This is a genomic window from Thermosynechococcus sp., from assembly GCF_046299635.1.
Classification (GTDB): domain Bacteria; phylum Cyanobacteriota; class Cyanobacteriia; order Thermosynechococcales; family Thermosynechococcaceae; genus Thermosynechococcus.
Window position 1 is genome coordinate 1 of the sequence record NZ_JBKBHV010000022.1, and the last position, 20,283, is coordinate 20,283.

A 20,283-nucleotide genomic window follows, 5' to 3' on the forward strand; every position below is an offset into this window, starting at 1 on the left:
ATGCACGAGCGCAATGCTCACAACTTCCCCCTCGACTTGGCCAGCGCCGAGTCTGCACCTGTGGCCATGATTGCTCCTAGCATCAACGGCTAACTCTCAGAGCAACTCTAACTAGCGTTTTAGTTAAAGGAACCGCTCCTTCATCGGGGGCGGTCTTTCTTTTATGATGGTCAAAGGGTAGAGCCTATATTAATGAATGGCTGGACGAGTCTCTTGATAGTAGCAGCACCCCTTGTGGTTCAAGCGGTAACCCCGGCGCCAGAGATCATTGCGCGGGCGATCGCGATCGCTGCCGAGCAGTTTGGTGAAGAGCCAGAACAAATTACCGTGGTTCAAGTTCAGCCCAAGGTTTGGTCTGATGGCTGTTTAGGTTTGGGGGGATTGCGGGTTGATTGCAGCGAGCGCTTGACCCCTGGTTGGGAAATTACGCTGACGAATCCTAGCGCCCCCTACCCCCAACAGTGGGTCTATCGCACCAATCAAAGTGGTTCGCTAATTCTGTGGGATGCTGCAGGCAGTCAGATGATTGGCACCCTGATTCAGCGACCCCAACGCCTGAGTCCAGAAGAGTTGCCACCCTCCCTGCCTGAAGGGGTGAGTTTTCGCGTGATTCGGCAAAGCGATGCCTCTGGGAACCGCCCACCCTCAACGACAACAACACTGCTCTATAACGATGGTCGGATTGTGCAGCAAACCACGAATGCTCGCGGGGAAACTCTCAGCCGCACGCTGCGTACAGTGACACCTGCTCAAGTGAGTCAGTTTAATCAACTGTTGAGCGATCGCCGATTTGATCGGTTCAATGGCTTTGATTTTGTGCCCACCCCCCTAGAGCGATCGGTGCCTGTTAATCTCGTCTCTACCCCCACCGCAACGGTGCGCTTTGCTGAAGCCAATGAATACCGCCTTGCTTCTGACTTGGTCGCTGTTTTGCGCTCATGGGAGCTATTGGTTGCTAAGGGTCAGCTTCCTAAACCCGCATCGAATTGAGAGTATGGAATATGCTCAAAACATAGCTATGATTTGCGATATTTGCAACTAAAACTCAATCGGCAGTGTTTCATTTGATCTTTGACCAGCAGCCAGAGCTACTTACCGCTTGAAATTTTGAGTTTTGTTGCACGATTCAACACTTCTGCTGGGTTACTAGTGATTAGATAACATCTTCAAATAGCTTGAAGTGATCCTCTAGCTTAGGACATTGCTCAAGATTTAGAGGAATCCCTATCAATTTTAGGGCTTTATAAAATAAGTGGGGGTTATCTAATTTGCTACAGAGGACAAAAGCTATACTGAGCCATCTTGATCTGAAGCTTGGGTAAGGTATCAATTGAAACTCATCTTCGTCAGCACTCAAAAATAATTTAATTTCTTTAATTGATGAAACTTCAGAAACTTCAAGTTGATCAGAATAGACTTTAATTTTTAAATGGCTCTTACTAAGATAAATATCTCCAAAACAAGCATCATTACCTTGTTCTATTAAATTTTTAACTTCTGACCACTGCGTAGCAACTATATTACCTGCCCACATAACGCATTAAGACTAGAGATTCAGAAGACAAAAAGCATTCTTCTTGATTTTCCAAATAATACTTATAGATAATTTTAGCCGAAGAAGGAAAAAATAATCGTATTGCACTGATATCATGATATCTACCAGCTTTGTGTCTGTGTTTTTTAGGGAGTTTGATATCATCATAAATAAAGCCATGAGTTAGGATAATAGTCCGAGATTCATAAGGTTGTATCGAGTACCAGTAGAGCCAACCGTAAGTTCCAAGAAAGCCTAAGGCTCCGATAAAAGCCATGAAATTTTCAAGCGACACTGACTTTATGAAAGCAGTGATAGCCTCATATTCGCCTTGAAATAGCAGGATTACCTCTATAATTGCAAATAAAGGGAAACCTATGAATGCTGCTGCTGATAATCCAAAAATCGTGGCTACAACGAGTGAAGTAAAAAAATTGAATTTATATGGTGGTACTTCCTCAATATCAACAATACTGCCTAAAGAATTACTGAAGACTAACTGCGGCTCTACTCTAGATAAAGACATTCGAGATGAAGACATAATGCAAATCCTTGAAGTATCAAAATACTTTAAAAGACAAACAGAAGCAAAATCTTTTTACCTGACAAACACTAGCAAGCTAGTGTACAACGCTTTTCTAAAAATATGCAGTACATAAAGGAGATGAAATGCTGTTCTAGATTAGCTTCTACACAGAGGCTTTAGCTATGTTATCATAATTATCCGTCACCAGAAGTGTTGAATCCTGCAACGAAACTTAATATTCTAAGTTAAAAAAAGCTCTAGCCGCCGATCAAAGCTCCAATGGACGATAGAACACCGCCGACTAAGTTCTAGTTACCAGTATCATAACTAGTTTAATAGTTCCTTCTCCAAGCATTCTAGTATATCCACCATCTCTAAAATTGAATATTTAATTCATCCCAGCGGCTTGAGGGAGCAATTGCTTTCAGTTCATCCACAGATTTAAATCTTCTACCTTCCTGAATTTGCTGGATGATTATTTCAGCTTCTTTATTTTTTAAGTTGGGAACACGTTTAGTAAGATTCTGAGGGTTTCTATAGCGGTTGATTAACACACGCTCCTCAGTCATTGTTTGCCTAGAGATAGGCTGCTGTAATTCACGAAGACTTAAGCGTTTTTTGAGTTCATCCAATTCCTGACTGATTTTTTGCAGAGAGTTATTTTGTTCATCCAATTTGTTTTCGAGCTTGTCAAACTGATTCTTAAATGTCATCTTATTCTCTTCTATAAGAATCCTCACTAATTGAGCAATCTGATCCATAAAGGTACTTTGCAGCAACATTTGTGAATAAGAACTGCTAGCTTTTTGATTCATTCCGAAAATAGACTTGAGTCTTTTTTGAAAGGGTAAAACATCTTCATCTTGCAGCTCGATTCTCGATGCGAATAAGTGATTAATACCAAGCTCGCGGGCAAATTCAACTATCTCTTTGCCAAAAATAACTTCATATTCTCCCTCCTCTACTGGCCGAATAATTAGCGGTATAAGGTTTGTTCGATGCCGTTGCAAGTCCTCACGAATAAGCTGCGGTGAGGAGGACAGTAAGTCCGGAGGGTAACTGCTTGGCACTCTCAAAGAGTCAACATGAATTTGACCCTGAAATGCTGGGCGGGGAGTCAGATGTTTTGAGATTTTTTCTAGATCACTCATCATTTTGCGAGAGCTTTACTAGAGAGGTAACGAGCTAAGTTTTGAAAGGATTGAGTTAAATCATCAATCGAGTTTCTGTCTCGTCTAAGTTCGTGGTAAAGTTTTTCGCTGAAGATGGGTTGACCGAAGTTTATACTGTGCAGCATGGTAACTTTCTCCGGAATCCATGTACTCTCAGGTAAAATCTCTATGGCATGGTTGTACTTTGAAAGGATGCTCTCTAGTTTGCTTCTCATCTGCTGGTTTGCTGCGGATTTGGAACGGTTGTACATACTAACAGCAATACCCAGTGGGCGAGGTGGATTTTCCATGGCATTTCTCATGGCTTCTAGTCGAGCAAGCACGTACTCTATTGCTCGAATGGGGTAAGGGGCAAGTTGAGTGGGGATAAGCACACCGTGAGAAGCCATGAGTGCAATTGTATTTACTTTGCCGAAGGCTGGTGGTGGATCAATGAGAATGACATCATAACTGTGATTAGAGAGCTTTCGTTGCAACACCCGATCAATATCAATAGTATTAATCAGAGCAGGTTCTTTGTCAGCAAGGCGAATATGAGAGGGAACCACATCTAGCTGTAAATCATCCCAAGATTTTCTATAGATCACTTCCTCTAGGCTGACCCGTGGCTCTAGCAACAGATCGCTAATGTCTTTCCTCCCTTGTTCTTCGACATCCCTGAGGGGGTCAATCCCTACACCGATGGTTAAATTTGCTTGTGGGTCGATATCAATCAGAAGAACTCGCTTACCCATTTCAGCAAAAGCAGCACCAAGGTTAAGGGTCAGCGTGGTTTTACCAACCCCTCCCTTGTGGTTAAAAACCGTAATGATCATGGATGCCTCCTTAGCTGGGATTGATGAGATAAAGAATGAAAATTTCTTAGTCAACTCTTTTTCAAAATGATGGTAAACTTTCAATTGCTGGTGAGTAAGGGCATTCATCAATGCTGTAGCAGTGGAGCGCTGGAGAAGTTTACCCAATTTTTGCAACGCTTTTTTGTCAAGTTCTCCTGAACAACAGTTGATTTGCCGCCGTGGCTCCTTCAGCGGGTTCTGGTAAAACAGTTGGTATTCTCGACCATTGGTCAAGAGACCAAAGACAGTGCGGCCAATTTCCATGTATTGCTTGAGTTGTTGACTGCCGCTGAGTTTTTTTTGTTGCGGACTTTTGACTTCAATGATGAGATAGTTAAAGGGGGAAACATCAGTTCTGGGCAACCTGACAACGAAGTCGGGATACCCATTGCCAATCCGTGGCTTGGCTTGGTACTCAGCGTCACTGTAGCCCCACTGCTTGAGCAACGGCAGGATAATCTTCTGTTCAATGTTTGCTTCATTGCTCATGGGAAGCCGCTAGGCAGGGAGCCCGCTTAGAAACACATCCAGCAAAATTATCCTTGATAACAATGAGCAATTCAATATGTTAACAAATCTTTAAGACAAGATGAGCAGAAAGTTATTTTCCCTGCGTGAAGAACCGCTCCACAATAGCAATAGATGCTTGAGGTAAAACTGATGCCCTCTCTCCGTTATCTCGATGCGTTGGAATATGCGGCTCTTCTGCATCGTGAACAAACTCGTAAGGGGTCAGATGTGCCCTATATTTCCCACTTAGTTGCTGTGTCCATGATTGCCCTTGAGTATGGTGCCGATGAGGATGTAGCGATCGCCAGCCTCCTGCATGATGCAGTCGAAGATCAAGGGGGATTGCCGACCCTAGAGGCGATTCGTGAGCGTTATGGCGATCGCGTGGCTGCAATTGTCCGGGCTTGTTCTGATTCAGTGGTCAATACCCAAGACGGTGAAACCAAACTCCCTTGGGCAACTCGCAAGCTAGCCTATATCCAACACATCCAACAGGGAACCACCACTGATCGCGATGCTCAACTGGTTTCCGCCAGTGATAAGTTCCACAACCTACTGTGTATTCTTAGAGACTATTGCAACATTGGCAGTGAGCTTTGGCCACGTTTTCAGGCAGGTCGGGAGGGTGTTCTTTGGTACTACCGCGAGTTAATTGCCGCCTTTGAGCGTGCGCATCTGATTCCTCCGGAACTGTTAGCGCAGTTGCAAGACACCTACCAAGAACTGACCCGTGCAGTTGCAAGTCGGGAGGGCTTTGTATTGCCGTCTGGTTATGTACCTGTGGCATAGGCCAAGGGTGTTGCTTCCCTGGAGTCTCTACTGGAGTAGTATCATGAAAGCAACTTCAAGCCCGTTGGCGTCACCAAATTAGGAGCAGCAATCAATGGATGGCTTTTGGGAAAATGTTCTGCGCTACCAACGCTATTTTGTCACCGTCTTACTGGGGGTGGTGTGGAATTTGGTCGAGCCATTGGTGCCTCTTTTTAAGCGTCCGCTGAGCGCGATCGCCCTTATTAGCCTCATGGTAGGACTCCTTACATTTGTGGCTCTGACGTTACGCGCAATGTTGGGCTTGACCACTGCATAGGGTGGCACGATGGCCTCTTCCTTGCCCATCAAGGCACAAATTGACCTGATTTTGCTGAGTCTGGAAGCCTTGGCGCAGGTGGGTTCGGCAGAGGTACTTGCATTGGCAGAAGCCATGGGGTTTGAGGCCTATTTGCCGGATCGCGTGGGGTTATGGCGATTGCGGCAATCGAGTCCCCTGCGGCGGGGTCGCAATGGGCGACGCAAATTAGATGTGGATGAAGCCCGTGCCTTGGCCTTGATCTGCACCCGCTTAGCCCAGCAACACCGGCAAGCCATCCGCACCGCTATTGAACGCTGGCAACAGCAGACAAGCCAAGGTTGCCCCCCTCATTTAGATCCTGTTCTTGGGGATTATATTGACCGCTTTACCAGTTTGTATCAAGAGCGAATGGCCGACGACAGTAGCGATGGTACTGCATTGGCACAACTGGCCTTAGATTTACTCGTGGATTTGCTCTTTTACAGTACGCCCCAAGGGGCGCGTCGGCTTTGGATCACCCTGCTAGAGCGCACGACTCCCGCGACTCCTTCCCTATCGTTGGTGGAACCCGACCCTGTACCTGCACCGGCACCTGAATTACCCACTCTGTTTCCCCATTCCGATGTCTGATGAGTACGACCCTTAGCTATTCTCAGCCCACCTGCCAACTGGATGTTGCGGCTGAATTTTTGCCCTTCAGTCAGAAGTTGCGCCGTGTGCCGGTGCGATCGCTCCACTTTACGCTGGCTCTCGGGGAAAAACTAAGCTTTGAGGGCAATGATCGCCAGCTCTATCAACTAAAAACGCTCGTCAACGAGTATGTTGAGGCTTTCCTTAGTCACCACCCAGCACCGACAGAAGTAACCGCAGCGGGCTTTGTCTTGCGATCGCGATCGCCCCTCGAACATGAACTGCATCTCCCCGATGGGCGGGTGATTCTGCTACAACTAACCGAGCTATACGATTTGGTAACCGTTCTTGACGAGTGGTCTGCCGTTATGGAACCGTTGCCAGAACTCGTGGAGCGCGCTCAATCAATCATTGCTCAAATCCCAATCTGGGTCAAAAGTGCAGCGGTGGCTGTGGGTGTGGTTGCTGCCTTTACCCTTGTTACCCAACGCTGGCTAATACCCCCAGCTTCGATGGTTGTTACCTCCCCTGAGGCTGCCCGTGAGGAACCCAACCTGCCTTCCCCTTTGCCAGAATCTCCAGAAACCCCACAACTGGCTCCTCTACCCAGTCCACCTGCGACTCCTCCTGCAACTTCTACCCTTGTGCCGCTACCCTCACCCCCAGAAATGCCTCCCTCGGCTAGCTTGCCTGCGCCCCCTCCGCCCGCCGTTGCTCCACCACCTCCCCCCATTGCTCAACAGCCGCCATCCCCTCAAACCCCTGATCAAAATAACATCGTGGTACAAGCTCCCCCTGACCGTGCCCCTGCGGCTATTGAACCTACGCCGATGATTGTGCCACCCATTGAAACACCCCCTGTTTCTGCAACCACCCTACAGGAGGTGAAAGCCTATTTTCAAGATCGCTGGCGCCCACCGGCCAGCCTAGACACCGCTCTGGAATACCGCATCGTCCTGAATCCCGACGGTACCCTTGCCCAAGCACTGCCCCTCAATGGTGCGGCGGTTCGTTTTATTGATCGCACGCCCATTCCGCTGCGGGAAAGTCCTCTAGTGAGTCCCTTTGGGGGCGATCGGCCAATCTTACTGCGCTTGGTCTTAATGCCCTCGGGAAGCGTGCAAGTATTTGGGGAAAATTGATGTTCTATAAGGCACTTGAAGAGACGGCAGGGGTAATAGTCGCCATTTCCTGCAAGCGTTTCTTAACTTCGGCAGCATTGGGGTAGCGTTCCCGAGGATCGGGGTGGGTCAAGCAATTAATCAAATCCACCATCAGCGGATCTAAATGGGGAATATCCTCCGCATAGAGACGATACTCACGGGTGCCCCAGCGGAAATAGGTCTCCGGCTCATAACCCGTCAGCAAATACACCATCGTTGCCCCCAAAGCAAAGAGATCTGAAGCGGGTTCGGGTTTTCCCTCCTGCTGCTCTGGCGCCGAATAGCCCACGGTACCAATAAATGTTCCAGATTCAGAAGTTAAAACGGATGCTTTGCCCCAGCCCACAAGCACGAGTTCTGTTGTTTCCCGTTTAACGTAGGGATAAATGAGATTGGAAGGACGAATGTGCAAATGCAAAACAGGGGGATCTTGCTGGTGCAGCAGTTCGAGCAACTCACAGACAGGAATCAGCCAACGACTGACCTCAATTACGTTCATTGGCCCTTGTTCCTGAATCCGCTGTTTCAGGGATTGGCCATAGACCATTTCTGAGACCAAGTAGGAATCGCTGCCGCACTGAAATGCTTCCCAAAACTGGGGCAGGGCAGGATGCTGAAGCTGACACAATTGGCGTGCTTGGCGTTGAAAGGCACGGATTTCCTTGCGTGAGGCAGCAAGACTATGTCCCTTAATCACTGCCGTTAACCCACTGCGCCAGCCCAAATAAATGTTGCTTTGACCAAGGGCGCGAATAATCTGGTAGTTACCCAGAGTTTTCCAGACGCGCAGCGGCACACCACAGTCAATGCAAAAAATATCATTCTCTTGGGCATGGCTGTGCGGGCAATCGGGGGGAGCACGCCACTCACTCAATAAATGCACCGGCAGTTGACCTTGAACTGCAAACTCTTCTTCCTCTTCTTGTTCTGTGGTAGCACCCGTCGCACTTGATGTAGGCGCACTTTGTTCAGGAGCGGCAATAGGCTCAGCCTCTGTTCCAAGAACTTCTTCACCCCCTGAATAAGTCCCTTTCTCCATTTCCTTCAATTGTGCTTCTGGGACTGTTTCCATGCGGGCAGTGGGAGTGGCAGGACGCTGATCAGAACCGAGGCGAATTTGAATATTGGGTCCAGAGCGAGCCAGGCGAAGGATGCCGCCATCCATCAAGGTTGCCTGCTGAATGCGTTTGCCATCCAAATAGGTGCCGTTGGTACCAAGATTGACCACTTCCCATTGCAAGCCATTACGACGGAGTTCCACATGGTGACGCGACACCACCGCGCTATAGAGCACGACGTGATTATCAACTGCTCGGCCAATGCGAATGACATTTTCATTCTCAAAAGTCCAGCTTTGGACTGGGGTGGCTTGAACGGGATGGAGTAATGTCAATGTAATCACGTTGTCTAACCGCCTCTTCGTACCTGAATACACTCTAAAGAACTAGGAGATGCGTTCATAGATGAAAGTGACTAAATCCCCCTTGCCCAATGCAATGCGATCGCCTGATTGCAGGCGGTGACGATTGCCCGGATAAAGGGGAGTATTGTTAATGTAAGTGCCATTGGCACTTCCCACATCTTCAATATAGTGGGCATCCCCCTCAATCCGCAGATCCGCGTGGATACGAGAGACAATTTCTGAGTTGGGAAAGCCAGCCACATCAATGTCCGGTGGAATACGATCATTGGGCTTGCCAATATGAATCACAGGACGCCCTGTGGGAATTTGCAGTTCTGTGCGCGTTTGCACATGAATCAGTTTAGCTTCAATGGTGGGAATCTCAATTGAGAAGACATGAGCTGGTGGTGGGGGCGGCGGCGGTAGCGTTGTTAGCCGTCCTTGATGAGCAACGGTTTCCACTGTTGGTGCAGCACTTGCCATGTGTTGCATCACCTCTGGCATCGGAGGTGGGCTGACGGCAATGCGACGCAGATTGAAACCACATTGGCCACAAAAACTAGCGTCTGGTTGAACTGGGGCACCACAATTTGGACAAGGAGTCATACTGGGCATGGGCAAAAAGCACGCTTCACATTGAACAGCACCAACGGGATTGGGATGGAAACACTCGGAACAGATCATCATAGCAATGATGCCCTATTCCACTGCCGATCCAACCAACCTAAGATTAAGGCACCCATGGTTTATCTCTACTTCCCAATTCTATACGGGTTCATTGCCAAACTGCTGCTCAGTGGGAATTATTAGAAACGACTACTGACATAATCGCGGGTTAAGGAATGCGCTGGCCTTTGAACAAATTTAGCCTGCACAGGCGCGGCAATGAAGCGAAGCGGAGTTGCCAATAAATGAATCATCGTAGCCCTGATTCTCAATGTACTCACTTCCTAGCCATCATCAACAGCATGCTAGTAAAATTGCTCTAGGGTCAATCGAACCCCCATCATCCGCACTGACAAATGGTGACTTAACCCAATGGCTGAACAGCGTCAACTGTTTGCCAAAACGGTGAAGGTTTGTCGTTGTTTGTGCAAGCATCTGCTGGGAATTCTTAAACTCACTTTCCGAAAGGACAGTGAGGCGTATGCGGGCAAAAGTCCCCGATACTCGCCTAGAAGCTGGGCTTGGCAGAGGCGTCACTACCAATCTAAGACAGTGATGTTGGCCTACGGCGTTAGCCTTCCTGAAGTTCCTCAGGGGAGGGACTCGTGGGGGGTAGAGTGGGCACGGGCAATGGGTCAGGAACACTGCGGGGGGTAGCACGCTCAAAGCCATGGAGAATCACATAGAAACAGGGAATGAGAAAGAGGGTGAGCAGTGTTGCCACTGCCAAACCAGAAAACACAACGATGCCAAGGGGCTGCAAAAATTCTGAGCCTTCCCCTAACCCCAATGCCAAGGGAAACATGCCCACCACCGTTGTAATCGTGGTCATCATGATCGGGCGCAGACGGGCAGGGGCAGCTTTGCGAATGGCTTGGCTACGACTACAGCCCTCCTGTCGGTAAATCTCGTTGGCAAGTTCCACCATGATGATGGCATTGTTGACGACAATCCCCACGAGCAAAATGGCACCGACAATCACCGTGGCACCAATCGCTGTCTGTGTCAGGTACAAGCCCCAAATGCCGCCCGCCAAGGCCAAAGGAATGGTAAACATGATCACGAGGGGGTCAAGCAGCGAATTGTACTGTACCGCCATGACCACAAACACAAGAAAGGCTGCCAAACTGCCCAAGACCACTAGAGCTTGCTGCAATTGCTGATTGGCTTGAGCCGCTGTACTCGGCATCAGGGACACTCCGGGTGGAAACTCCAGATCGTTGAGAATGTCATTCACTTGGGCTAGGGCAGCACTGAGACTGGCACCTTCGACAAGATTGCCCGCGAGTATAAAGACCTGCTGCTGGTTAATGCGGCGAATTTCACCGGGGGCTTGACTGGGTTCAATGCGAGCAACATCCCCAAGGCGGAGGGGACGGTTATTGGCGGTAAAAAGGGGAATTGTTGTCAGGTCAGCGGGCGTTTGAATACTTTCACTGTCCAGTTGGACACGAATATCCACTAGACGATCGCCCCGTTGCAGGCGGCTGGGCACAAATCCCTCCAAGGCAGTTTGAATCGTCTGGCCAAGGTTGAGGGTATTTAGCCCCAGTTCGCTCACGCGCTCCCAATCCGGCAGAATTTGAATTTCGGGCTGGCGAGGATCTGCATCGGGACGAAAGCGCACCAAGGTGGCTTTTTCATCAAGGACTTGCAGTACTTGGCGACCAAAGCGGTTGAGGGTTTGCTCATCGTTGCCCCGAAGCACCACATCCACATCGGCACCGCGTACAGGTGAGTTGGTGAGAATAATTCCCCGCACTTGACTAGGACGTAGGCGCAGTCGCACCCCCACAAGGTTGAGTTGATCAAGGGCTTTTGTTGCTTCTGTAATATAGCGATCCACATGAACGCCCCGCCGCAGAATGATGTTGCTATTGGCTCGCAGCGGGTTAGCAATTGTATTGGTGCCAAAGAGGGCACCCCCAGTGGTGGTAAAGACTGCTTCCGTGCCCGGTTGTGCCATCAGCACCTGATCTACAGCCTCCATGACTCGGCGACTGGTCGGTAGGGGCGTTCCCGGTGGAAAAATGGCCGTTAGGTTGACTTGACCGGTATTAATGCGCGGTAGCAATTCTTGGGGAATTTGCTGGCCTAAAAACCAACTGCTCCCACCAAGGAGGGCGATCGCCAGACCCACAACCAGCCAGCGTGCCCGTAGCACCTGTCCCAGCATCCATTCATAGCGTCCGGTGAGCCAGAGAAACCTCTCATTAAAGACACGAATAAAAGCCACCTGCCGTAGGCGATTTTGCACCCGCACTCCCAATAAGCGTGAAGCCAACGCTGGCACCACCGTCAGTGCCACCACGAGCGACGCTGCAACGGCAAAACTAATCGTTAGGATCAGTTCATTAAAGAGCAGCGCAATTAAGCCCCCCAGCAACAAAAAGGGCAAAATAGCGACCAAGTTAGTGAGAGTAGAGGCCAAAAGCGCCGATTCAATGCCTTGGCTACGCCGTTTCACCTCCTCAAGGTACTGCTCTTGGCTCATGTGGTGGGGGTCAATATCCGCCAAGGTTTCCAACATGACAATGGCGTTATCCACAACAATGCCGACACCGAGCGCTAGCCCCCCTAAACTGAAGACATTGAGGGAGAAGTTAAATAGCCTCATCAGCAACATCGCCGCCATCGTTGACAGGGGGATGGCTAGCAAAATAATCAGGGTTTGGCGCACAGAACCAAGGAATAGCAGCACAGCGATCGCTGCCAACAAAGTTCCCGTCAGCCCGGCGGTGATCACATTGTTCAGGGAGTTGCGGATATAAACCGACTCATCAAGGACAGGAATGATCTGCGCATCGCGGGGCACGAGATTGGCTGCCTGTAGCTCGGCTAAACGCCGCTTGATACCATCGGCCACCTCCACCGTATTGGCTTCCGGCTGCTTGAGAATACTGACTTTGACGGCAGGCTGGCCATTGAGCGTCACAAAGACTCGCTGCTCGGCACTGCCATCCACCACTTGCGCCACATCCCGCAGATATACCCGCTGACCATTGACGCCCGTCAGCACCACATCCTCAATTTCACTGGCATTACGAAACCGCCCCACCGTGCGGGTTAAGGGTTCTGCAGTTTGGCCACGAATGCGGCCCCCAGAGACATCTTGGTTGCGATCGCCGAGCGCCGTTAAAATTTGGTTTAAGCCTACGCCTGTGGCCTGCAATCGGTTCAAATCCACAAGAATTCGTACTTCTTCGGTCGTCCCCCCAGAGACGTCCACCCCTGCCACACCAGGGACAATACTGAGTTCGCGATCCAAATCCTCATCGGCAAAGACCCGTAACTCGCGGCCACTGAGGGTTTCTGAGGTCAGCGCAAACTCATAGATGGGCAATTGGGACGGATCAAACTTAAAGAGTCGTGGCGACCCAATAATATTGGGCAAGGTGCTGCGGGCACGGTTAAAGGCAGCAGTGGCTTCATTTAAGGCCTGATCGACATCGCCGCCGGGTTCAAAAAATAAATCAATACTGACTTGACCTTCACGGGTTTGGGAATAAACCTGCACCACTCCCTCCGTGCGACTGAGGGCTTCCTCAAGGGGCTTGGTTACCTCCTCAACAGCCACACTAGGCACCACCCCCGGAATATCCAGTCGTACACCAATGCACGGGTAGGTAATCCCCGGCAGTAGATCCACTTGCAGACGCAAAAGGATAAAGACCGCCAACACAATAACCGTGAGGGTGAGCATGAGAGTGCCGATGTGGCGGGTCACCGCCAAGCCGCTAAAACTAAAGGGTGGGGAGGTCATATCAGTTCAACTGGTGCAAACGTCATCCCTTAGACACCGCTACTCTAACAAATCGTTTCTAAGCTTATCAGCGTAGTTTTCTTCCTGAAACATTCCTCAGGCCTGCCGACGTGCTGATGGAACTCTCACTAAAGTTAGTGAGTACGGTTGGGAGCAGGGTATCATGCCCAGACCCAGGGATCGCGCCCCTCATGTTTCGCTTTATACAAGGCTTGATCCGCGCGAGGAATTGAGTCACTGAGCACCTGCTCTCTTGGTCGAAAAAGGGTGCCACCCAAGCTAATGGTTGCAGCCAAAAACTGCTGATCCCCTAGTTCAATCAGCATAGCTATAACAAATGACTGTGTCGTTGCAGGTCGTAGCGGCGTAGCGTGTCTTCATCAGAACTACAGCCTGCAAGATCATGCAGACGGTGTTCCCCTTGCACTAGCCTAGAGAAGGCAGAGATTCAGAAGAGACAAAGATGCAAGACGGGCGTGTGATTGCCGATTCAATTTCGCCAGCAGGGGTGCGCTTGGTGACGCTACAACTGACATATCCGCGTTTTATCCATAGTGAACTTCTCACCCATCGCGTGTTTTCCCGTAACTCCGCCAGTTCGCGGGCGGTTCCAGTCACAAAGATGATGGCACAGGTGGAAGAGAATCCCGTTATTCCCTACCATTGGGGGCAAAACCAGCGGGGCATGCAGGCACGCCAAGAGAGTGAACACAAGGAGGCAGCAAAGGAAATCTGGTTAAAAACTCGCCTTGCAGTTCTTGAGGGGGCACGCCAACTCCATGAGCTAGGAATCCACAAGCAGGTAGTCAACCGCATGCTGGAGCCGTGGATGTGGATGCAAACAGTGGTCAGTAGTACCGAGTGGGAAAACTTTTTGCGCCTGCGCAACCATCCCGATGCCCAGCCCGAAATGCAAGCCTTGGCCAAGTTAATTCAGCATCTGCTGGAAACCCATGAACCGACACCTGTGGCTGTGGGGGAGTGGCACCTCCCGTATATTGATGCCCATGAACGCGAACAGTACAGCCTTGAAGAGTGTAAGTATATGTCGGTGGCACGTTGTGCGCGGGTGTCCTACTATTTGCGGGATGGCCAACGCAGTGACCCTGCTTCTGATCTAGCGCTTTATCAACGCTTGGCAGGGGCAGAACCCAAGCATTTGTCTCCCCTAGAGCATGTGGCTGAATGTATGGGCGATCGCCAGCCCTATGCCAATTTTGTCGGTTGGCGACAATTGCGTTACTTTGAGGAGAGAAAATCAGCGAATCCCCGCGAATCATCCGCGATACACTGAATAGCAGAAGACACCCTTGATTCAGTTCACTACAGCGAGGAGCGTAGCCATGGACGTTGCCATTAATGTGAAACCCGTTCTGCTAGCCATGACACCGCTGTTTATTTTGCTGTGTTTGGTCTTTGGCACCCGCAATGGTTTCTACGACACCGATCACTACCACGGCAACGGTTCGGCTCACTAAAGCTGACTAAGGAGGGGGACTGCTCGCCATTCATGCTCGAGTGCCTCAACTATGGGGTGGGTCACGCAGATGAGGGGGTGTGCATTGGCTTAGGAATTGGCACCTATCGGATTTTGCTGGACTGTGGTGTGCCCTCGCTGGATGTCTTGCCCCTCGATGAGATTGAAGAGCATCCCTTTGACTTGGTGCTCTGTAGCCATGCCCACGCGGATCATGCCCAGAGTCTCTTGGCACTTCATCGCCGTTTTCCCCATATTCCCATCTATGCCAGTGAAGTAACGACACAGCTACTGCCCCTCAACTGGCCGGATGAAACCGTTCCCCCCTTCTGCCGCGCCTTGCCTTGGCGATCGCCCGTTGAGTTTGGCGATGGTCTGACAGCGGAACTCTTTCCGGCGGGGCATTTACCGGGAGCCGCCGTTTTTGTCCTCACCTACCAAGACCCCAACTCAGAGCAACCGCCCCTGAGCGTAGTCTATACGGGGGATTTTTTCCTGTCCCATACTCGCTTTACGGAAGGATTGCCCCTTGTGGATCTGCGGGGATTGCAGCCGGATGTGCTGATCATTGAGGCAAGCCTAGGCACGGCGCGGCATCCCCACCGTCGTCAACAGGAAAACCAACTGGCAGAACGCATTCGCACCGCAGTGGATCAAGGCTACAACGTATTGCTTCCGCTGCCGCCCCTCGGTACTGCCCAAGAAATTCTCATCCTGCTGCGCAGTCATCATCTGTTTACGGGACAGCCGATTCAAATCTGGGTGAGTGCGGCGATCGCTCGCGGCTGTGATGCCTACCTCACCATTTTGCCCCATTTACCCACCGCGATTCAAAATTTTGCCCAACACCAGTCCCTCTTTTGGGATGAGCGGGTCAAACCCCAAGTGCAGCCCTTGAGCAGTTTGGCGCAAATTCGTGACGAGGCACGCACGATTGTCCTTGTGGAGGAAGATCAGAATCTTCGTCCCTATTTGGCACAGGGGAGACGACCTTGGCTGGTACTTTATCCGCGGCTGCGCTATGGCCAACCCTTTCGGGGAGTGGCTCCTGATTTAACCGCATTACCCAATGTTGAGGTGGATACGTTTTTACTATCTCTCCATGCCGATGGTCCTGCGACAACTCAACTAATTCACAATATTCGCCCGCAGCACGTAGTACTTATCCACGGCGATCCTAACTACCTTGCCGATTTAGCCAGTCTGAATGAATTGAGTAACCGCTACCATCTGCACACCCCCACCAGTGGTTCGACCATTCAATTTCCCATTGGCCAACTGACGCTTTCAACACCGAGTTCCCTTGTGCAACTGGCCTATGAGGGGGAGGTGAGTGAGTGGAACGATGAAGCTATGATTCGCCTCCCCGCTTCTATTACCACAGATCCGCGCTGGCGACGGCTGGCAGATACGGGCTTTGTCCTTGCCTCATGGCAGGGGGAGCAATTGCTGATTCGCGGTATGACCCCCAAGGAAGTGCTGGGTGGCACATCAGCTCCGATCGCCCCCGATCAGGAGAGCTGTTTTCATTGCCAGTTTTATCGAGGGCAACGCTGCTGGAACGAGGCCTCTGCACTCTACAACTTCAAGGTGGCACCGGAGGGCTACTGTCCGGCCTTTGAGCGGGCAGAAACGCAACCGGAACCCGAAAGCTAGGTCACTTGCAGCTGCCGCCGCAGGGTCACCGTCGGACTTTCAGCCCCTGTTTTGGGGTCAATGGCGATCGCCATCAGGGCAATGGAGCGCACGCTGGTGGGCACGTCAATGTGAAGGATCGTTTGCCAGTAATCCCCATAGCGATAAAAGTCAAACTCCACTAGCCAACGGGGGCCAGCAATTAACTCTCCGGTTTCACCATTGGTGATCCAGACTTTGACGGAGCAACCCCGTTGGGTACTAGACAAATTCACCTTGAGGTGCAGCGGTGATACCGGTGGCTCCGGTGACAGTATGAGCTGGGGTGGGGTCAATAGATAAGGACTCTCAGAATTCGTGGATGCTGGGGGTGCTAACTCGGCTAACTGTTGCAATCGCAACCAAAATCGCTCTTGACGATCCATGGGCAAATCCCGAGGCGGTGGTACGCTGACCGCAGAAAGAGGCTGGCAAAAACTGGGCAAATCCACGACGTCGGGTGCTTTTACGGGCTTTAGTTGGGGCGGCAGGGCAAAGCCGCTCACCGGCACAGGTTCGAGGGTAGTATCCCCTAAGATGGGCAACTGCGGGCTAGGGGATGTTTCGCTCTTAGGTGGGGCGGAGACAGCCGAAATCTCTGGTGCTGGTAACACCGTGACCATAAAGGCTTGGACTTGGCGGAGATCACTGTGCTCTAAGGGATCATTGGGTAGGAGGCGGGCTTCCCCAACCATGACTGGATAATTGGCTAAGGGAGTAAGCGTACAGTGAAAAGACCACGTCCCCTCGCGGGCGATCGCCACCACCGATTGCTCCTGCACCACATCGCGGGTAATGGGATTGCGCAAGCGAATCACCACCGTACCCGGAACTGCAACCGTGCCTTCTAAAACCAACGTTTCATCCGCAAAGATCGTATAGGCACTTTGGGGCAGCTCAATCAGCGTTGTGGGCCGCTCGGCAGGGGAGGGTTCTTGAGGTTTAGGGGGTTCGGCAGCTTTAACTGGCTGCTCTGGAACGGCCGGCAAGGTTTCTGGTGCCGGCAAATCCCACTCTTCACTCTGGGCAAGGACATCAAGGGCGATCGCAAACACTTCTGAGTCGAGAACTCCCTCTTGCGCCACACGGCATTGAAATTCCCAGCGTCCCGGCTGCAAATATGTAAAGGGCAAAATACCCATGAGTCCTGTGGAACTACTGCGATGGGTGCGGCGTTGATAGCGCTGCTTCGGCACGCCTTGGTCATCGTAAAGATGGGTAATTTGGACTTCCACAGAGGTTTCGGCCACAGGACAGCGCGCCATCAAGCGGTAACTGCCCTCCAACACTTCCGCTGAGGGTGGCTCTAGGGGCAACCAAGCGCGATCGCCCTCCTTTTGTAATAAAAACTCCCATCCGCCCATAGATCATTTTCACTCTGCCACTGCCTACGATATTGCATAGAAAGGGCAACATTATGCAATCTCGGATGCTGATTTAAGCTGAGGGGAATGCCACTTGCACCAATGAAACATCGTCACTGCCGAAGGCGTTGGTCGCTGCATAAATCTGCACTTGGCGGATCAATTGGGGCAACGAGGGCACAGGATTTTGGGTATGGGCAGCAATGAGCAACTTTGTAAAAGATTCGAGTCCCCAAACTTTATTGTCGGTTGTTTCAAACTCATAGATGCCGTCACTAAAGAGGTAGAGAACTGCCGAACTGGGCACCTCAATCGTTGCTTCCGTAAAGGCCATGTCAGCAAACATGCCAATGGGGATTCCCGGTGTCTTCAGGAGGGTGGCTTGCCATTGATCGGCCTCGAGGGTCAATAGGAGTGCCGGCGGGTGTCCACCACTGGCATAGGTCAATTGCTGCGTTTGGCAATCGTACACGCCGTACCAAATTGTGAAATACTTTTCGTGCTGATCGGCCATTTGGAAGCCATTGTTAAGGGCTTCGAGGACTTGGGCAGGGTGCAGGTAGTCAAACGTGCCGGCGGTTTGCTCTCCTCGCGTTGTACTGCGAAGCAGGTTCAAAACAGACACCGACGGCAGTGCTGCCCCCAAGCCATGGCCTGACATATCGAGAATGTAGAGCACGAGATAGCGATCGCCCACCCAAAAAAAGTCAAAACAATCGCCGCCCAACTGACTGGAGGGCAAGAAATAGTAGTTGATTTTGCAGGGGGCTTCTTGGGGAGCCGGCAGGAGCGATCGCACGTAGTCGGCAGCTTCGTGGAGTTCGGCCTCAAGGAGTTGTTTTTGCTTGAGCAGATCTTGGTTGAGTTGATAAAGGCGCAGGCCTGCTTGAATCCGCGCCCGCAATTCGTTGGGGTCAATGGGTTTTGACAAGAACTCATCGGCACCGGCATCCAACCCCTGAATACGATCCTCCAGTTCTCCCCTAGCAGTGAGCAGGACAAAAAAACTGCGGGAGAGTTCCCGATCCTGCTTGATTTGACGACACACCTCTAGGCCGTCCAGTTCGGGCATCATCCAGTCACAGATGATCAGGGCAGGTTTCTCAGCAGTCGCGATCGCAATCCCCTCGCGGCCATGACTCGCCACGGAGACCTGATAGCCTAGCTCCTTGAGCCTTTTCCGCAGCAAGAGGCGGGTGGTGGGATCATCATCAATCACCAGAATTCGATAGAGCCGGCGATCGCCACTCATAGCCTATTTCTGAAAATCTCCCCCTAGTGTATCCCAAGGGTCTCGGCTATTTTTCTACCCGCTTAGGATCAAGGGCATCCCGCAGACCATCGCCAATAATGTTGAAGCAGAGCACCGTGAGCACAATCAGCGTGGCCGGTGCCCAAACAAGCCACGGCTGCAAAACCAAGATGGAGGCATTGGTTGCCAAGGAGAGCATATTGCCCCAAGAGGGATCGGGCTGCTGAATCCCTAGACCAATGAGGCTCAACACTGACTCCGCAACGATGAAGCTCGGAATGGAGAGCGTTGCGGCAATAATCACGTAGGTCGCCGTCTGGGGAATAATGTGCCGCACAATAATGTAGAGCGATCGCCCCCCCATCACCTGCGCCGCTTGCACAAAGGCCATCTCCTTGATGCTGAGCACCTGACCGCGAATCACCCGTGCTAGCCCTGCCCAACTCACAAACGATGTGATGACGGTAATCAGTAGAAATCGCTCGCCACTACTGAGTCCCACCGGAAGTACCGCCGCCAAGGCAACCAGCAAATAGATCGTCGGCAGCGTCATCAGCACCTCAACACCCCGCATCAAAACTACATCCAGCCAGCCGCCAAAGTAGCCGGAAATCGCACCCACCAGAATGCCAATTGGGAAGGTGATCGCCACCCCCACAAGGCCAATACTGAGGCTAATGCGGGCACCAAAGAGCAGCCGGCTCAACTGATCGCGTCCTTGATCATCCGTTCCCAACAGATTCAAGTAGCCCTTGCCGACTGTGCCAAAGAGGTGGCGATCGCTGGGGAACCCCGGAAAGATGGTACGCGGTTCAATTTGCAGATTGGTCAGACGCCAGCGCGTCGGCAGAGGCAGGGTAATTTCCAAGAAGCGATAGGGACTGCCCTTGACAAAGAGGCGAATCGGCGACGGCTCGTTCCAGTCCACGATCAGAGGCCGTTCTCCGGTTTCTAAGCTCACAGGACCTAAGCGGGTGGGATAGACGTGGGGACCTATCCACTGACCTTTGGGGGTGCGCCAATAAATGCGGGTGGGGGGCAGTAGGGCACCGTCCACTTGAAACGTATAGGGACTATAGGGGGCAATAAAATCGGCGGCGATCGCCAGCAGGTACAACGTCATTAGCACCCCCAAACTAAACATCACTAAAGGGTTGCGCCGCAACGTTTGCCAAGGGGTCATTCGTCACTCATCCGCAAGCGTATAGCCACTATACAGCCTTTTTATACCCTAGGATTGCTCTA

The 20,283-nt window shown here is 51.2% G+C and carries 20 protein-coding genes; 9 read left to right on the forward strand and 11 right to left on the reverse strand.

What is annotated here, in order from left to right; genetic code table 11:
* Window positions 1-93: photosystem II protein D1 (locus ACK4IR_RS09355; RefSeq protein WP_409874137.1), on the forward strand; the 93-nt coding region annotated here is incomplete at its 5' end.
* Between the two features lie 99 nt (window positions 94-192).
* Window positions 193-990, forward strand: coding sequence for a hypothetical protein (locus tag ACK4IR_RS09360; RefSeq protein ID WP_409874099.1), 798 nt, complete (start codon window positions 193-195; stop codon window positions 988-990).
* Window positions 991-1,153: 163 nt separating this feature from the next.
* Here the strand turns inward: ACK4IR_RS09360 and ACK4IR_RS09365 are convergent, their stop codons facing one another.
* The 4 genes from ACK4IR_RS09365 to ACK4IR_RS09380 form a co-directional block, all read right to left on the reverse strand.
* Window positions 1,154-1,534, reverse strand: a complete 381-nt coding sequence (locus ACK4IR_RS09365; RefSeq protein ID WP_409874100.1) for a hypothetical protein — start codon at window positions 1,532-1,534, stop codon at window positions 1,154-1,156.
* Window positions 1,521-2,075 (reverse strand): hypothetical protein, encoded by a 555-nt coding sequence (locus tag ACK4IR_RS09370; protein WP_409874101.1) that lies wholly within the window; start codon window positions 2,073-2,075, stop codon window positions 1,521-1,523. The genes ACK4IR_RS09365 and ACK4IR_RS09370 overlap by 14 nt, the downstream gene beginning before the upstream one ends.
* A 359-nt stretch (window positions 2,076-2,434) precedes the next feature.
* Window positions 2,435-3,214 (reverse strand): hypothetical protein, encoded by a 780-nt coding sequence (locus tag ACK4IR_RS09375; RefSeq protein WP_409874102.1) that lies wholly within the window; start codon window positions 3,212-3,214, stop codon window positions 2,435-2,437.
* Window positions 3,211-4,557, reverse strand: a complete 1,347-nt coding sequence (locus tag ACK4IR_RS09380; RefSeq protein ID WP_409874103.1) for an AAA family ATPase — start codon at window positions 4,555-4,557, stop codon at window positions 3,211-3,213. The genes ACK4IR_RS09375 and ACK4IR_RS09380 overlap by 4 nt, the downstream gene beginning before the upstream one ends.
* Before the next feature lie 171 nt (window positions 4,558-4,728).
* Here ACK4IR_RS09380 and ACK4IR_RS09385 point away from each other — a divergent pair, with 171 nt between their 5' ends.
* The 4 genes from ACK4IR_RS09385 to ACK4IR_RS09400 all read left to right on the forward strand — a co-directional run bounded on the left by ACK4IR_RS09385 (window position 4,729) and on the right by ACK4IR_RS09400 (window position 7,419).
* Window positions 4,729-5,367: an HD domain-containing protein gene (locus ACK4IR_RS09385; RefSeq protein ID WP_409874104.1), complete on the forward strand. Its 639-nt coding sequence runs from the start codon at window positions 4,729-4,731 to the stop codon at window positions 5,365-5,367.
* A 94-nt stretch (window positions 5,368-5,461) separates the two neighbouring features.
* Window positions 5,462-5,665 carry a DUF751 family protein gene (locus ACK4IR_RS09390; RefSeq protein ID WP_409874105.1) on the forward strand — a complete coding sequence of 68 codons (204 nt, stop codon included), beginning with the start codon at window positions 5,462-5,464 and terminating at the stop codon, window positions 5,663-5,665.
* A 9-nt stretch (window positions 5,666-5,674) separates the two neighbouring features.
* A complete protein-coding gene (locus ACK4IR_RS09395; protein WP_409874106.1) occupies window positions 5,675-6,277 on the forward strand; it encodes a DUF3038 domain-containing protein in 603 nt (200 codons plus the stop codon).
* Complete coding sequence (locus ACK4IR_RS09400) at window positions 6,277-7,419, forward strand: DUF4335 domain-containing protein (RefSeq protein WP_409874107.1); 1,143 nt, start codon at window positions 6,277-6,279, stop codon at window positions 7,417-7,419. The genes ACK4IR_RS09395 and ACK4IR_RS09400 overlap by 1 nt, the downstream gene beginning before the upstream one ends.
* Window positions 7,420-7,423: 4 nt before the next feature.
* Here ACK4IR_RS09400 and ACK4IR_RS09405 read toward each other — a convergent pair whose 3' ends face one another.
* From ACK4IR_RS09405 to ACK4IR_RS09420, 4 genes are all read right to left on the reverse strand, one after another.
* The gene (locus ACK4IR_RS09405; RefSeq protein ID WP_409874108.1) at window positions 7,424-8,842 is read right to left on the reverse strand and encodes a protein kinase domain-containing protein; all 1,419 of its coding nucleotides are present in this window, start codon (window positions 8,840-8,842) and stop codon (window positions 7,424-7,426) included.
* Window positions 8,843-8,884: 42 nt separating this feature from the next.
* Window positions 8,885-9,529: an FHA domain-containing protein gene (locus ACK4IR_RS09410; RefSeq protein WP_409874109.1), complete on the reverse strand. Its 645-nt coding sequence runs from the start codon at window positions 9,527-9,529 to the stop codon at window positions 8,885-8,887.
* 550 nt (window positions 9,530-10,079) lie between these two features.
* Entirely contained in the window at window positions 10,080-13,271 is a 3,192-nt protein-coding gene (locus ACK4IR_RS09415; RefSeq protein WP_409874110.1) for an efflux RND transporter permease subunit, read from the reverse strand.
* 161 nt (window positions 13,272-13,432) lie between these two features.
* Window positions 13,433-13,597, reverse strand: a complete 165-nt coding sequence (locus tag ACK4IR_RS09420; RefSeq protein ID WP_409874111.1) for a hypothetical protein — start codon at window positions 13,595-13,597, stop codon at window positions 13,433-13,435.
* 137 nt (window positions 13,598-13,734) lie between these two features.
* Here ACK4IR_RS09420 and ACK4IR_RS09425 point away from each other — a divergent pair, with 137 nt between their 5' ends.
* Genes ACK4IR_RS09425 through ACK4IR_RS09435 form a run of 3 tightly spaced genes read left to right on the forward strand, consistent with a single transcriptional unit; the run spans window position 13,735 to window position 16,404 of the window.
* Window positions 13,735-14,565 (forward strand): FAD-dependent thymidylate synthase, encoded by an 831-nt coding sequence (locus ACK4IR_RS09425; RefSeq protein ID WP_409874112.1) that lies wholly within the window; start codon window positions 13,735-13,737, stop codon window positions 14,563-14,565.
* A gap of 49 nt (window positions 14,566-14,614) precedes the next feature.
* Complete coding sequence (locus ACK4IR_RS09430) at window positions 14,615-14,749, forward strand: hypothetical protein (protein ID WP_409874113.1); 135 nt, start codon at window positions 14,615-14,617, stop codon at window positions 14,747-14,749.
* 32 nt (window positions 14,750-14,781) lie between these two features.
* Window positions 14,782-16,404, forward strand: a complete 1,623-nt coding sequence (locus ACK4IR_RS09435; protein WP_409874114.1) for an MBL fold metallo-hydrolase — start codon at window positions 14,782-14,784, stop codon at window positions 16,402-16,404.
* On the opposite strand, the gene ACK4IR_RS09440 is transcribed toward ACK4IR_RS09435, so the two are convergent.
* From ACK4IR_RS09440 to ACK4IR_RS09450, 3 genes are all read right to left on the reverse strand, one after another.
* Window positions 16,401-17,786: a hypothetical protein gene (locus ACK4IR_RS09440; protein WP_409874115.1), complete on the reverse strand. Its 1,386-nt coding sequence runs from the start codon at window positions 17,784-17,786 to the stop codon at window positions 16,401-16,403. The two genes, ACK4IR_RS09435 and ACK4IR_RS09440, sit on opposite strands and share 4 nt — an antisense overlap.
* Before the next feature lie 73 nt (window positions 17,787-17,859).
* A complete protein-coding gene (locus ACK4IR_RS09445; protein ID WP_409874116.1) occupies window positions 17,860-19,038 on the reverse strand; it encodes a PP2C family protein-serine/threonine phosphatase in 1,179 nt (392 codons plus the stop codon).
* 46 nt (window positions 19,039-19,084) lie between these two features.
* Window positions 19,085-20,221 (reverse strand): ABC transporter permease, encoded by a 1,137-nt coding sequence (locus ACK4IR_RS09450; RefSeq protein ID WP_409874117.1) that lies wholly within the window; start codon window positions 20,219-20,221, stop codon window positions 19,085-19,087.
* Window positions 20,222-20,283: the final 62 nt, after the last annotated feature.